This window comes from Ferrovibrio terrae, from assembly GCF_943371255.1.
Taxonomy (GTDB): domain Bacteria; phylum Pseudomonadota; class Alphaproteobacteria; order Ferrovibrionales; family Ferrovibrionaceae; genus Ferrovibrio; species Ferrovibrio terrae_B.
On the sequence record NZ_CALRUC010000024.1, the window covers coordinates 26,381 to 39,967 of the forward strand.

Genomic DNA, 13,587 nt, shown 5'->3' on the forward strand with positions numbered 1-13,587 from the left:
ATCATGAAGCTGATACCACATATCCCGTTCAGGTCAGCCGATAGAAGCTTTCGGCTACCTCGCCGAAAATTGCATCCCGCTGCCGGTCGCTGATTCCAGCCAGCGCCCGTTCGCTCAACTCGAGCCACTGTGCATACCCGCCCGCCAGCGTCATGACCGGCCAGTCGCTGCCCCAGATCAGTCGTTCAGGCCCGAAAAGATCGAGCAAAATCCGCATGGCCGGCAGCAGCTCGCCGGCTTGCCAGCGCGCTCCCGCTTCGGTCAGCAGACCCGAGAGCTTGCAGAAAACCTGCGGATGCCGCGCCATCTGCCGCATGTCCTGCGCCCAGGCCTGCAGGGCTGCCGCATCGTTGCGCCAGGCCGCCAGCCTCGGCTTGGCGCCATGATCGATCACCATGGGCAGGCCGGGGTAGCGGCGCGCCAAAATATCCAGTGCCGGCAGGTGCTGCGGATGAACCAGTGCATCGAAACTGAGCTCACAGCGCAGCATCGCCTGGAAAACCGGATCGAAAGCTGACTGCAGGATCCAGTCTGGATCATCGATGAATTCCAGCATCGGCCGCAGGCCGCGGAGTTTCGGCTGTCCCGCCCGGCGTTCGACTTCCGCCACGGCGTCAGCATCCGTGAAATCGATCCACCCCACCACCCCCAGCACACTGGGGGTGGTGGCTGCGATTTCGAGCAGGAAGTCGGTTTCGCGTGCCGTGGCATCGGCCTGTACCAGGATCGTGCCGTCGATCCCGACCGCCGTCAGCAGCGGCGCCAGGTCCGGCGGCATGAAGTCGCGCCGGATCGCACCATGTTGCGGCTGCATCCAGGCATAATCGCTGCGTCCGAGCTGCCAGTAATGCTGATGGGCATCGATGCGCATCACGCCCCCTTATACCGGCACCGGTGCCTCGGGCGGTAACAGCCCTCCGGCTTTCAGTTCGCTCCACAATGCGGCTGGAACCGGTCGCTCGAACAGATCGATATTGGATGCCATTTCTGCCGCCCTGCGCGCCCCGGGCAGAACCGAGACAACAGCTGGATGGAAGGATGGAAACTGCAGCGCGGCGGCCGCCAGCGGCACATCATGCCGGCGACAGATTGCATCCAGCTGTTCGGTGCGCCGCAGGATGTCGCGCGGTGCCGGCTTGTAATCGTAGCGCGCATCAGGCACCGCACCGGTGGCGAGAATGCCTGAATTGAAGGCCCCGCCGATCACAACGCCAACGCCCCGCTGTACGCAGGCCGGCAGGAAACTGGCCAGTGCAGACTGGTCCAGCAGGGAATAGCGGCCGGCGAGCAGGAAAACATCTGGATCCGCATCGGCCAGTGCGCGGGCGCAGACCTGCCACTCATTGACGCCCAGCCCGATCGCACCGATCACACCCTGCTCGCGCAGTTCCGCCAGCGCCCGGTAGGCGCCACTCATGGCTTCGGTATAACGCTGCTCGAGGGCATCGCCATGACAGACGGCATCGAGATCATGGATATAGACAATATCGACGCCATCCAGTCCAAGCCGCTGCAGGCTGGCTTCCACCGACCGCAAAGCTCCATCATAGCTGTAGTCGCAGCGACGACGGCTGCCATCCAGTCCGACATAAGGGCCATCTTGCCGCACAGCGGCATCCGGTTCGATCAGCCAACCGACCTTGCTGGACAGCACATAGTCCCGGCGCGGCAGAGAGGCGAGCGCACGGCCCATCCGCCGCTCGCTGAGACCACTGCCATACAGCGGCGCAGTATCGAAATAGCGGATGCCGCCCTGCCAAGCCGCGGCCACCACCTGGTCGGCATCGGCCTCGTCGACCGCCTGGTACAGGTTCCCCAGCGGCGCACCGCCCAGACCCAGGCCGGTGAGCGTGAGATTGCCACGCCCGAGAATGCGGCGCCGCGCAGCACGGGACCGAGCAGCCATCAGGTCAGGCGACATAGCCGGACGAACCCACGGCGATCACACCCTTGCGCAGGATGATATTGGCATAGGGCCGCGCATCAGCCGTTGTCACGATGGCAAAGGCCCTGGCCGCGCGGTCATAAAAGGCATTGCGTTCCAGGTGCTCGACCTTCCCGAAGGATGCCAACGCGGCGGTCAGCTCGGTAAGCGCCGGCGCGTCGCGGTCCTGTGCCCGTACGCTCTGCATCAAAGTCAGTGGCGCCGGAACGAATTCATCCAGCGGCAGTAACGTCAATACAGCTGCTGCCAGTCGCGTCGTGCTCTCGGCCGTGGTCTGGATCAGACGGCGCGCCAGTCGCGCAGCCGGGAAATTGGCATCGGCAATCACCAGATCATCGCCATGGCCCATGCTGGCCAGGCCATGCAGCAGATCGGCCGGCAGCTGGGCGGAAATCCCGATTAACATCACAAGCCTGCTTTCAAATTAAAAAGCATCCCGGGCCGGCGGCGGCCCGGGATGCCATCGCTCAGTTGGCTTTCTTGATATTCCAGTAGACCGGGATGGCGGCATTCGGAATATCGCTCAGTTTGGCCGAAATGCCGCGCACCAGCGAAAGCTGGCCGAGCGGCACATAGGGCACCACTTCAGCCGCACGCAGCTGCAGCGCCTTGGCAATCTCCTGGCGTTTGGCCAGATCGGGCGTCAGGGCGAACTCGCTGCGCATCTTCTCGATCTGCTCGTCGCAGGGCCAGCCGAACCAGGACGCATCGCAATTGGACCGCAGGCCCAGATGACCGAGCGGATCCATCATATCCGCGCCGGTCGGCGCCGAGATGAACAGCGACCAGCCGCCTTCGTTCAGCGGCTTCTTGCTGGTGCGACGTGCCGTCAGCGTGCCCCAGTCCATCGCCTGGGGATCGACCTTGAGGCCGATATCGCGCATCAGCTGTTCGGCCACCGAGGAGAAGGTGTTGGTGATGCCGGCTTCCGTGCCATGCAGCACCACAACCGGCGTACCGTCATAACCGGCGTCTTTCACCATCTGCCGCGCCTTGGCCAGATCCTGCTTCACCCATCCCGCATCGGTGTAATAGGGCGAGCCACACATGTAAAAGGAGGGGCAGTCCTTATACAGTTTTGGGTCTTCCACATAGGCACGCAGGAAGACGTTCTGGTCGACCATGTAGCGGATGGCCTGGCGGATCTTCGGGTTGTTGAACGGTGGCTGGATGCTGTTCATACGGAACACCACCTGGACGCCGAGCGAATCCTGCGGCACGGCCTTGACCCTGGGATTCTTGGCGATCAGGCCGAGCATATCCGGCGGCACTTCCTCGAAGATGTCGATCTCGCCAGCCTGCAGCGCATTCAGCGCCGTCTGCGCATCAGGCATGTAGAGCCATTCGACACGGTCGAAACTGGTCTGCTTGGCCCCGGCCAGGCCCGAGGATGGTTCGGATCGCGGCTTGTAATCCGGATTGCGGACATACACCACCTTCGAACCCGGAACCCACTCCGCCTTGCGCATGATGAAGGGGCCGGAGCCGACCGGATCGGTCAGCGATTCGGTAGCCGGTGTCTTGGCAATGCGCTCAGGCATGATGAAGGGCACATTCGAACTTGGCTTGCCCAATGCGTCCAGCACCAGGCCCCATTTCTGCTTGAGCACCAGCTTGACCGTCTTGGTATCGGTCGCCTCCAGGCTTGCGGTATTGGCGGTCAACTGCTGCCCCAGGCCGTCGCGCTGGCCCCAACGCTGCAATGAGGCGACCACATCCCTGGCCGTGACCGGCTGGCCATCATGGAATTTCAGACCATCACGCAGCACGAAACTCCAGGTCATGCCATCGGCACTGGTCTCATACTTCTCCAGCATCTGCGGCTTGATGTTGAGCTTCTCGTCCATGGCAAACAGCGTGTCGTAGATCATGTAGCCATGATTACGCGCCATGTAGTCGGAATTGACGATCGGATCGATGCCCTTCAGGTCGCCGAAGGGCCGAATCTTCAGGACATTGCTCTGGGCCGCGGCAAGCCCCGTTTGCAGCAGCAGGGCCGTGATGGCAGCGGTTGCCAGGACTTTGACATTCATTCTGGTACGCATGATTTCCTCCCGTTTGTGTTTTTGATCGGCTACGCAATTTCAACGTGATGACAGGCAACATGATGCTGTGGAGCGATCTCGCGCAGACCCGGCACAACATCGGCACAGAGCTTGGTGGCCTGCGGGCAACGCGTGCGGAAACGGCAACCGCTTGGCAGGGCACTGGCGCTGGGCACTTCTCCCTGCAACAGGATGCGGCGCCGGCGGCGGGCCGGATCGGGCGATGGCACGGCATCAAGCAGGGCGCGCGCATAGGGATGCGCGGCGGCACTGAAGAAGCGTTGTCGTGGCGCCACCTCGACGATGGCACCGAGATACATCACCGCCACCGTGGTGCTGATATACTCGACCACACCGAGATCGTGGCTGATGAAGAGATAGGACAGGCCAAGTTCACGCTGCAGATCGGCCATCAGGTTGAGGATCTGCGCCTGGACCGAGACATCGAGGGCCGATACAGGCTCATCCGCCACCACCACGGCCGGATTGAGCGCCAGCGCCCGGGCGATGCCGAGCCGCTGGCGCTGGCCGCCGGAGAACTGGTGCGGATAGCGATCGCGCTGGTAGCGCGCGAGGCCCACACGATCAAACAGCGCATCGACCTGCGCGGCACGGGCGGCCGTATCGCCGATCCCGTAATTGACCAGCGGCTCGCCGACAATGGCGGCAGCGTTAAGGCGGGGGTTGAGCGAGGCGAAGGGGTCCTGGAACACCATCTGGATGCGCTGGCGTGCCTGCCGCAATGCCGTGTCATCCAGACCGGCCAGATCAGTCCCTTCCAACAGCACCGAGCCAGCGGTCGGTTCAATCAGGCGCAGGATCAGCTTGGCAATGGTGGATTTGCCGCACCCGCTCTCGCCCACCAGCGCCAGCGTCTCGCCGCGCGGCAAGGTGAAGGACACGCCATCCACTGCATGCACGGCACCCTGTCCGCCACGGCCGAACCAGCCACGCCGGAACGGGTAATGCTTGGCCAGATCGCGGACTTCAAGGGCGGGCGTATGAAGGTCTGACATCATCATGTGTTCGCCTTCAGCCGTGCGGGCTGCGCCGCATGCCAGCAGGCCACCGCATGGCACGCCCCCAGCTCTTCCAGCACTGGCACGGTTGCGCAGGCGTCATCGGCCAGGCCGCAGCGTGGTGCGAAGGCACAGCCGGCCGGCATGTCGAAGGGCGAGGGTACGGTGCCCTGGATTTCCTGCAGCCGGGCCGGTGGCTGGTCGCCGCGATGCAGTGCCAGATGCGGCACGGAGTTCATCAGGCCACGGGTATAGGGATGGCGCGGCATGGCAAACAGGTCGCCTACGGCGGCCTGTTCGACGCTGCGGCCGGCATAGAGCACCACCACGCGGTCGGCCACCTCGGCCACCACGCCCAGGTCATGCGTGATCATGATCACGGCGGCGCCGGTCTCGGCGCGGATTTCATCGAGCAAGGCGAGAATCTGTGCCTGGATGGTGACATCGAGCGCCGTGGTTGGCTCATCGGCAATCAGCAATTGCGGGCTGCAGGCCAGCGCCATGGCTATCATCACGCGTTGGCGCATGCCGCCAGACAGCTGGTGCGGATACTGCCGCAGGCGCCGTTTGGCGTCCGGGATGCGCACGCGCTCGAGCAGGCGCTGGGTCTTCACATCGGCCTCATGCCGTGTCAGTCCCTGATGCAGACGCAGCACCTCGCCGATCTGCCGGCCAATGGTAAGCACAGGGTTCAGCGAGGTCATCGGCTCCTGGAAGATCATGGCGATGCGGTTCCCACGGATACCGCGCATTTCAGTCTCATTCAGCGTGGCGAGATTCACACCGTCGAACAGGATGCGGCCGGCCGAGATGCGGCCGATGCGCCGGGGCAGCAAGCGCATCAAGGCCAGGGCCGTGATGCTCTTGCCGCAGCCGCTTTCGCCGACCAGGCAGAGCGTCTCGCCGCGATTGACCGTGAATGACAGGTCGCGCAGCACTGGCATGGTGCCATGCGGCAGCGCCAGGCTGACACTGAGATGCTCGACGCTGAGCAGAGGGCCATTGTTCGGAGAAACCGTCATTTCAGCTTCCCCGCCAGGCGCGGATCGAGCACATCGCGCATGGCATCGCCGACCACATTCACGGTCAGCACCAGGAAGGCGAGCATCACGCCCGGGAATGCCGCCATCCAGGGCGCGCGCTGCAGATACTGGCGCCCCTCCGCCATCATATTGCCCCAGCTCGCCACTTCCGGCGGCGTACCTGCGCCGAGGAAGGACAGCACGGCCTCGAGGATCATCGCCGAGGCAAATACATAGGTGGCCTGCACCAGAACCGGCGCCATTGTATTGGGCAGCACATGGCAGAACAGCAGGCGCGGCAGGCGGGTGCCATTGGTGATGGCGGCATCGATATAGGGCTGCTCGCGAATGCTGAGCACGGCACTGCGCACCAGCCGCGCCATGCGCGGGATTTCCGGGATGCTGATGGCAATCACCACATTCTGCAGGCTGGAGCCGAACAGCGACATCAGGGCAATCGCCAGCAGCACGCCCGGGATCGCCATGATGCCATCCATCACCCGCATCATCAGGCTGTCGAAGCGGCGCAGGAAACCCGACAGAAGGCCGATCGTGACACCCGCCAGCGTCACCGCCACAGCCACCATGATGCCGACGGCGAGCGAGATGCGCGTGCCATGCAGGCTGCGCGACAGGATCGAGCGGCCGAGATGATCGGTGCCGAACCAGAAGGCTTCGCCGGGCGGTCGCAGACGGTAGATCGGATTGATCGCCTTGGGATCGGGCAGCAGATACGGTGCCGCGAGTGCCACGGCGACAGACGCCAGCAGGACCACCAGGCCGAACAGGATCACCGGATGCCGGCGCAGGAATTGAAGCCCCGTGGCCATGCGGCGCCAGACCGGGCTCGGTGCCATCGCGGCAGCGGAATGATCCATCATCGCCACGGCGCTACAGCCGGATACGCGGATCGAACAGCATGTAGCTGAGATCGACCAGCAGATTGACCAGCACATACACGCTGGCGAACAGCAGGATCAGGCCCTGCACCACAGGATAATCACGCCGCATGATGGCATCGGCGGTCAGGCGGCCAAGACCGGGAATGTTGAACACCGTCTCGGTCACCACCACGCCGCCCAGCAGCGCGGCAATGCCGACACCGATCACGGTGACAATCGGTACGGCGGCATTCTTCAGGGCATGGCCGACCAGCACCGGCTGTGGTGCCAGCCCCTTGGCATGGGCGGTACGCACGTAATCCTCGGCCAATACCTCCAGCATGCTGGCGCGGGTGACGCGGGCGAGCAGCGCGGCATAGAGCAGCGCCAGGGTGATCGCCGGCAGGGTCAGGCTGCGCAGGCAGCCAAACAGGCCCTCGGCCAGCGGCACGTAACCCTGCGTCGGGAACCATTCGAGTCCCAGCGCGAAGACATAGACCAGCAGGAAACCGACGACGAAGACCGGGGTGGAAAAGCCGAGCACGGCAAAGCCCATCACAGCCCGGTCGACCCAGCTGCCGGCGCGATAGGCCGCCAGCACGCCCAACGGCAGGGCGAAGGCAATCGACAGCACCACGGTGAACAGCGTGAGCACCAGGGTCGGCTCGATGCGCTGGGCGATCAGGCTGGTGACCGGCAGGCGGGAGAAGATCGAATGGCCGAGATCGCCCTGGGCAAGCCGGCCGAGCCAGGATACCAGCTGCTCCAGCATCGGCCGGTCGAGGCCAAGCTGCTGGCGGATCGCCTCGACCTGCTGGGTGGTGGCGTAGTCACCGGCAATCACCACGGCGGGATCGCCCGGCGTCATCTGCAGCAGCAGGAAAACGAAAACCGCGACCAGCCCGAGCACCGGGATGGTCGCCAGCAGCCGGCGGACCAGATAGCCCGTCACAACCAGCCTCCCTGTCCTGCCTGCCTGGATTGAGCGGCTTTATGCCGGTGCACTGTCACCCTCCCGAATCTTGTAAAACGTTTCAAAACGAATGCCAGAAATGTCTGAAGCTGGCAAGGCCGGCCTGGAATTTTCTTGGCGTGGCGCTTACCGCACTTGCACAAAATGCCTGATTTAATGCTGCATATGCGAAATATCGGATAAAACAGGCTTGCCGCTTCCGCTTGATCCAGGCGCCTGTCTCTGGCATATCAGACTGAGTTTAAACGTTTAAACAGGCGAACATGGCGACCATCCGGGATGTGGCCAAACTGGCAGGGGTCTCGGTCGCGACGGTGTCGAATTCCGTCAACGATCCCGGCCGCGTCAGCGAACAGTTGCGCAGCCGCGTGCTCAAGGCCATCGAGACCCTGAATTATGCGCCGCGCGCCGCCGCCCGCAGCCTGCGCAAGCAGTCGAGCGGCCTGCTCGGGCTGATCGTCGCCGACATCACCAACCCGTTCTTCACCGAACTGGTGCAGGCGGTGGAAGGCATCGCCAGCCAGCAGGGTTTCTCCGTCCTGCTCTGCAACAGCGACGAAGACCCGGCGCGCGAGGAAAAGCATCTGCAGGTGCTGCGCTCGCAGTGGGTCGACGGTATCATCCTGGCGACGACCGGCGATGTCTCGTTGAGCCGCAGCAGCCTGCTGAGCCAGATCCGCGTTCCCGTCGTGCTGGTCGACCGTGCCTTTGATGGCCTCGGCCTCGATGCGGTGGTGCTGGACAACCGCCTGGCCGCTCACCAGGCCACCGAACACCTGATCCGCCGCGGCCATCGCCGCATCGGGCTGCTGTCAGGCCCGACCAGCGTCACCACCGGCGCCGACCGCCTCACCGGCTATCGCGAGGCGTTGCTTGCCAGCCAGATCCGCTTCGATCCCGGCCTGGTGCTGGAAGCCGGCTTCCGCGAACAGCAGGCCTATGATGCCACGGTGGCGCTGATGCGCCTGCCGCAACCGCCCACGGCGGTGTTTGCCGCCAACAACCTGATGGCGATTGGCATGATGCGAGCCTTGAGCGATCTCGGCCTGCGCTGCCCCGACGATGTGTCCGTCATCAGTATCGACGATTTCGCCTGGGCCAATGTGTTCCGGCCGAAATTGACCACCGTGGCGCAGCCGGTGCGCGAGATGGGCGAGATGGCCGTGAAGCTGCTGACGGACCGCATCAATGGCCACCGCAGCGGCACCGGCAGCACGCATATGCTGGAATCGCGCCTGGTGATCCGGGAATCCTGTGCCGCGCCGGTGCAGGCCACGCAGCCCGCGCCCGCCCGGGCCGAGGCCGCTCCGTCACGGTAACCCGATGCCTGATGAACTGATCCGGCTTTCAGCCCGCGCGGTGCACGGCCTGCTGGCGCGCCGCGAGATCGCACCGGCGGACCTGGTCGAAGCCGCGATCGCCCGCATGCAGGCGGTCGATGACGCGGTGAATGCCGTGCCGACGCGCTGCTTTGACCGCGCGCGCGCGCAGGCCGCACAGCCCCCCCTTGCCGGTACACCCCTTGGCGGGATTCCCTTCGTCGTGAAGGACAACGCGGAGATCGGCGGCGTGCGCTGGACCGGCGGCACGCCGATCTTCGCCGACCGCGTGTCGACGCAGTCCGACCGCACCATTGCACTGATCGAACGCAATGGCGGCATCCCGCTCGGCAAGGCCAACCTGTCCGAGCTGGGGGGCGCCAACACCACCAATGCCGTGCTGGGCACCACGCGCAATCCCTGGGATATCGCACTCACCTGCGGCGGTTCGTCCGGCGGTTCGGCCGTGGCGCTGGCCACCGGCCAGGTCTGGCTTGCCCATGGCAACGATGTCGGCGGCAGCTTGCGGATTCCGGCCAGCTTCTGCGGTGTTACCGGCCTGCGTCCCACGCCGGGCCGGGTGCCACGCCGCAGCATCCTCAATCCCTTCGATACCGTCTTCGTCGACGGCCCGATGGCCCGCGACATCGGCGACCTGGCGCTGTTCTTCGATGCCATGACCGGCTTCGACTCGGCCGATCCGCTGTCGGCGCCTTCGCCCGACGCCCCCTTCCTGCCCATGGCACTGAAACCCGATCGGCCACTGCGCGCGGCCTGGTCCGCCGATCTCGGCTGCCTGCCGGTCGCAGACGAGGTTCGAACGCTTGGCGATGCCTTCGTGGCTGCACTGCAGCAGGATGGCGCCGTCATTGATGTGGCCTGTCCGGATTTTACTGGTGCGTTGCCGACCCTGCTCACCTTGCGTGGTGTGAATTACGTCACCAGCTGGGAACCCTTCCTAGCCCGCCATCGGCATCAGTTCACACCCGAAGTGATGGGCGATATCGAGAATGGCCTGCGCCAGACGCCCTCCAGCATCGGCGCCGCCGAACGCTACCGCGCCGAGATGTATCGTCGCGTCATTGCTTTCCTGAACGACTACGACGTGCTGATCACGCCTTCAGCACCCATTCTGCCGTTTCCAGTAGAGACCATGTGGCCGCAGGAGATCGCCGGCGTGCAGCAGCACACCTATATCGACTGGATCGCCATCACGGCGATCACATCACTGCTCGCCTGCCCGGTGCTGGCCGTGCCGGTGGGCTTCTCGCGTGATGGTCTGCCATTTGGCGTGCAGATCATCGGTCGGCCGCGCTCGGAGGGCAGGCTGTTGCAGATCGGCGCCTGGATCGAGCGACTGTTCGCCCTGCCCCCAACGATCATCGAGCCGCGGCAAAGAACGGCCATACGTATCTGATCTAAAACATCACCGCAGAGCCTTAGTCGCTGCAATGCGATGTCGCGTTGCAGCATAATTTGGTCGTTGACTCTTGCCTGCATCAATCGCCATCGTTCGATTGTTGGACAATTGGGCAAGCCAGAGGCCGTGACCTTTACCAAGCTCGACATCATGCCGGCCTACAAAATGGTCTCGCGCACCATCGAGCAGCATATTCTCGAAGGTCGCCTGCGGCCCGGCGACCGCCTGCCCAGCGAACCCGATCTCGCGGCCCAGTTCGGCATCAACCGCGCCACCGTGCGCGAAGGCATCCGCCAGCTGGAGCAGGAAGGTTATCTGCAGCGCGCGGCCGGCCGTCGCCTGTTCGTCTCGCTGCCGGGCTATAACGACCTGGCGCCGCGCGCCTCACGGGCACTCGCACTGCAAAAGGTCAGTTTCCGTGAATTGTGGGATGTCGCCATCCTGCTGGAGCCATCGGCCGCACGCGGCGCCGCCCAAAGGGCCAGTGACAGCGACATCGCCGCACTGGAAGACAATGTGGTGGCGACCGAAATCGCCGTGGACGCCAACCAGCCCTATATCAAGCTGGATATCGATTTCCATGCCCTGGTGGCGCGCATTTCCGGCAATCGTGTGCTGGAACTCTCGCGCGAGGCAGTCGGCCTGCTGTTTTTCCCGGCGATGGAAGCGCTGGTGCCACATCTGCCGCAGGCCGGGCGGCGCAATGTGATCGGCCACCGCAAGATTCTTGAAGCCATCCGCCGCCACGACGCCGACGAGGCCGAGCTGTGGATGCGCAAGCAGATGATCGATTTCCGCCGCGGCTATGAACTGGCCGGGCTGGACATGGATGCTCCCGTCGCCTGGACGGAGCATGCCCGCAGCGGGGAGGCGCCCGCCCAGTAAGTCCGTCGCCATATTGCCTTTGTCAGAACAATAAAAATCCACTCAGGAGGAAACCAAGATGACCAAGGGTAAGTCCAGATACGCAGTAACTGCCGGCGCCGTGCTGGCAGCAGGCCTGATGGTGGCAACTGCCGCCCAGGCCCAGACGTTCAAGGTCGGAATCGTCACCTTCCTCTCCGGCCAGGCGGCCGAGAGTTTCGGTGTGCCGGCCTGGAATGGCGGCAAGGTTCTGATCGAGGAACTGAACAAGGGCGCCGCGCCGGCGCCTTATAACAAGGTCGGCTTCGGTGGAATCAAGATCGAGCCGGTGGTGATCGACGAGAATGGTGGTGCCACCAAACAGGTGCAGGAACTGCGCAACCTGTATCAGCGCGACAATGTCGATTTCGTCATCGGCTATGTCGGCTCGGGCGACTGCCTTGCTGTCGCTCCGGCGGCCGAAGAACTCAAGCGCCTGCTGATCCTATACGATTGCGGCACCCCGCGTATCTTTGAGGAAGCCAAATACGAATACGTCTTCCGCACGGCAGCCACCGGCACCATGGATAACGTGGCCCTGGCCCGTTATCTGAAGAACAGCAATGTCAAAATCGACAAGTTCAGCCTGATCAACCAGGACTATGCCTGGGGCCATGATTCGCGGTCTGACTTCATCGGTGCGCTGTCCAGTATCTATCCCGATGCCAAGATGGAAGCCGATCTGCTGCCCGCCTTCGGTGCCGGCCAGTATGGCACCGAGGTCTCCGCCCTGATGCGCACCGGTTCCACCGTGGTGCATTCCTCGCTGTGGGGCGGCGATCTGCAGGCCTTCATCCTGCAGAGCGCGCCGCGTGGCCTGTTCAAGAAGGCCACCGTGGTCTTCTCGGCGGCTGACCACGCCATCCCGCCGCTGGGCGACAAGATGCCGGAAGGCGCCATCATCGGCGCCCGCGGCGCCTATGGCCTGATGGCACCGAAATCGCCGCTGAACGACTGGTTCCAGAAGATCTACCAGGATGCCTACAAGGTCTACCCGGTGCAGGCACCCTACCGCATGGTGCAATCGATCCTGGGGGTGAAGAGCGCCATCGAGAAGGCGATGGAAAAGAACGGCGGCAAAAAGCCGACCAACGAGGAAATCGCCGCCGCACTGACCAATCATGCCTGGGACTCGCCCGGCGGCCGTATCCGCATGGCCAATGGCAATGGCCATCAGGCCATCCAGGATATCGCCATCGGCAAGACCAAGTGGAATGCCGCGACCAAGGCGATGGAACTGGTCGACATCCAGCGCTTCCCCGCCGAATGCGTCAATCCGCCGCCGAACATGAAGGGCCAGGAATGGCTCAAGGCGGGCATGCCCGGCGCCAAGTGCAACTGATCTAGATTGATCGATGCAGGCCGGCGCAGGACATATCCTGCGCCGGCCGGTATCGCAGTACGGAAGATGTCATGGACCTGCTGCTCACCATTATGATCGACGGTGCGATCTACGCCTCATGGCTGTTTATCGTTGCCCTCGGCCTGACACTGATTTTCGGCGTGCTGAAAATTCTCAACATTGCCCATGGCAGTTTCTATGCCATCGGCGCCTATTCCGCCGCCACCATCGTTGGTCTGTTTGCCACGCAGAAATACGCCCCGGCCTTCTCGCTGATCGCCCTGCTGCTGGCCGCCGTGGCCGTTGCGGTGATTGTCGGCCCGTTGCTGGAGCGCCTGCTGCTGCGCCGCTTCTATGGCCGCGACGAGGTGCTGCTGGTTCTGGTCACCTATGCGCTGTTCCTGATCCTGGAAGACGTCTCCAAGCTGATCTGGGGCGTCAATCCTTATTATGTCACCGAGCCATACAGCCTGTTTGGCGATGTCAGTCTCGGCAGCCTGTTCTATGTCGGCTACGACCTGGCCATCGTCGCCGTCGCGCTCATCTGCGGCATCGGCGTCTGGTTCGGGCTGAACCGCACCGTGCTGGGCAAGATCGTGCTGGCCGTGATCCACAATGACGAGATCGCCGCCAGCATGGGCATCAATATCAGCAAGGTCTATCTCGGCGCCTTCACCTTCGGCGTCTTTCTGGCAGCATTGGGCGGCGCCTTCACTGC

The 13,587-nt window shown here is 63.7% G+C and carries 13 protein-coding genes; 5 read left to right on the plus strand and 8 right to left on the minus strand.

Annotation, left to right across the window (positions count from 1 at the left end; all coding sequences use genetic code 11):
* Positions 1–28 precede the first annotated feature (28 nt).
* The 8 genes from AAG799_RS07740 to AAG799_RS07775 all read right to left on the minus strand — a co-directional run bounded on the left by AAG799_RS07740 (position 29) and on the right by AAG799_RS07775 (position 7,864).
* Positions 29–871 (minus strand): amidohydrolase family protein, encoded by an 843-nt coding sequence (locus AAG799_RS07740; RefSeq protein WP_341895240.1) that lies wholly within the window; start codon positions 869–871, stop codon positions 29–31.
* A 9-nt stretch (positions 872–880) separates the two neighbouring features.
* Positions 881–1,906, minus strand: coding sequence for an aldo/keto reductase (locus AAG799_RS07745; protein ID WP_341895241.1), 1,026 nt, complete (start codon positions 1,904–1,906; stop codon positions 881–883).
* Between the two features lie 4 nt (positions 1,907–1,910).
* Positions 1,911–2,351: an RbsD/FucU domain-containing protein gene (locus AAG799_RS07750; RefSeq protein WP_341895242.1), complete on the minus strand. Its 441-nt coding sequence runs from the start codon at positions 2,349–2,351 to the stop codon at positions 1,911–1,913.
* A gap of 61 nt (positions 2,352–2,412) precedes the next feature.
* Positions 2,413–3,990: an ABC transporter substrate-binding protein gene (locus AAG799_RS07755; RefSeq protein WP_341895243.1), complete on the minus strand. Its 1,578-nt coding sequence runs from the start codon at positions 3,988–3,990 to the stop codon at positions 2,413–2,415.
* 29 nt (positions 3,991–4,019) lie between these two features.
* Positions 4,020–5,012 carry an oligopeptide/dipeptide ABC transporter ATP-binding protein gene (locus tag AAG799_RS07760; RefSeq protein ID WP_341895244.1) on the minus strand — a complete coding sequence of 331 codons (993 nt, stop codon included), beginning with the start codon at positions 5,010–5,012 and terminating at the stop codon, positions 4,020–4,022.
* A complete protein-coding gene (locus AAG799_RS07765) occupies positions 5,009–5,953 on the minus strand; it encodes an ABC transporter ATP-binding protein (protein ID WP_341895251.1) in 945 nt (314 codons plus the stop codon). The genes AAG799_RS07760 and AAG799_RS07765 overlap by 4 nt, the downstream gene beginning before the upstream one ends.
* Before the next feature lie 74 nt (positions 5,954–6,027).
* Positions 6,028–6,912, minus strand: coding sequence for an ABC transporter permease (locus AAG799_RS07770; RefSeq protein WP_341895252.1), 885 nt, complete (start codon positions 6,910–6,912; stop codon positions 6,028–6,030).
* A 10-nt stretch (positions 6,913–6,922) separates the two neighbouring features.
* Positions 6,923–7,864, minus strand: a complete 942-nt coding sequence (locus AAG799_RS07775) for an ABC transporter permease (RefSeq protein WP_341895245.1) — start codon at positions 7,862–7,864, stop codon at positions 6,923–6,925.
* A gap of 284 nt (positions 7,865–8,148) precedes the next feature.
* On the opposite strand from AAG799_RS07775, the gene AAG799_RS07780 reads away from it, so the two are divergent.
* From AAG799_RS07780 to AAG799_RS07800, 5 genes are all read left to right on the plus strand, one after another.
* Complete coding sequence (locus tag AAG799_RS07780) at positions 8,149–9,204, plus strand: LacI family DNA-binding transcriptional regulator (RefSeq protein WP_341895246.1); 1,056 nt, start codon at positions 8,149–8,151, stop codon at positions 9,202–9,204.
* Positions 9,205–9,208: 4 nt separating this feature from the next.
* Positions 9,209–10,621, plus strand: a complete 1,413-nt coding sequence (locus AAG799_RS07785; protein WP_341895247.1) for an amidase — start codon at positions 9,209–9,211, stop codon at positions 10,619–10,621.
* A gap of 129 nt (positions 10,622–10,750) precedes the next feature.
* Positions 10,751–11,509: an FCD domain-containing protein gene (locus AAG799_RS07790; protein ID WP_341895248.1), complete on the plus strand. Its 759-nt coding sequence runs from the start codon at positions 10,751–10,753 to the stop codon at positions 11,507–11,509.
* 58 nt (positions 11,510–11,567) lie between these two features.
* The gene (locus AAG799_RS07795; protein ID WP_341895249.1) at positions 11,568–12,869 is read left to right on the plus strand and encodes an ABC transporter substrate-binding protein; all 1,302 of its coding nucleotides are present in this window, start codon (positions 11,568–11,570) and stop codon (positions 12,867–12,869) included.
* Between the two features lie 71 nt (positions 12,870–12,940).
* A partial coding sequence (locus tag AAG799_RS07800) for a branched-chain amino acid ABC transporter permease (protein ID WP_341895250.1) occupies positions 12,941–13,587 on the plus strand: 647 nt, incomplete at its 3' end.

Coding starts and splice junctions, on each gene's coding strand:
- AAG799_RS07740 (WP_341895240.1), bottom strand. CDS start 871: ATGCGCATCGATGCCCATCAGCATTACTGGCAGCTCGGACGCAGCGAT.
- AAG799_RS07745 (WP_341895241.1), bottom strand. CDS start 1,906: ATGGCTGCTCGGTCCCGTGCTGCGCGGCGCCGCATTCTCGGGCGTGGC.
- AAG799_RS07750 (WP_341895242.1), bottom strand. CDS start 2,351: ATGTTAATCGGGATTTCCGCCCAGCTGCCGGCCGATCTGCTGCATGGC.
- AAG799_RS07755 (WP_341895243.1), bottom strand. CDS start 3,990: ATGCGTACCAGAATGAATGTCAAAGTCCTGGCAACCGCTGCCATCACG.
- AAG799_RS07760 (WP_341895244.1), bottom strand. CDS start 5,012: ATGATGATGTCAGACCTTCATACGCCCGCCCTTGAAGTCCGCGATCTG.
- AAG799_RS07765 (WP_341895251.1), bottom strand. CDS start 5,953: ATGCCAGTGCTGCGCGACCTGTCATTCACGGTCAATCGCGGCGAGACG.
- AAG799_RS07770 (WP_341895252.1), bottom strand. CDS start 6,912: ATGATGGATCATTCCGCTGCCGCGATGGCACCGAGCCCGGTCTGGCGC.
- AAG799_RS07780 (WP_341895246.1), top strand. CDS start 8,149: ATGGCGACCATCCGGGATGTGGCCAAACTGGCAGGGGTCTCGGTCGCG.
- AAG799_RS07785 (WP_341895247.1), top strand. CDS start 9,209: ATGCCTGATGAACTGATCCGGCTTTCAGCCCGCGCGGTGCACGGCCTG.
- AAG799_RS07795 (WP_341895249.1), top strand. CDS start 11,568: ATGACCAAGGGTAAGTCCAGATACGCAGTAACTGCCGGCGCCGTGCTG.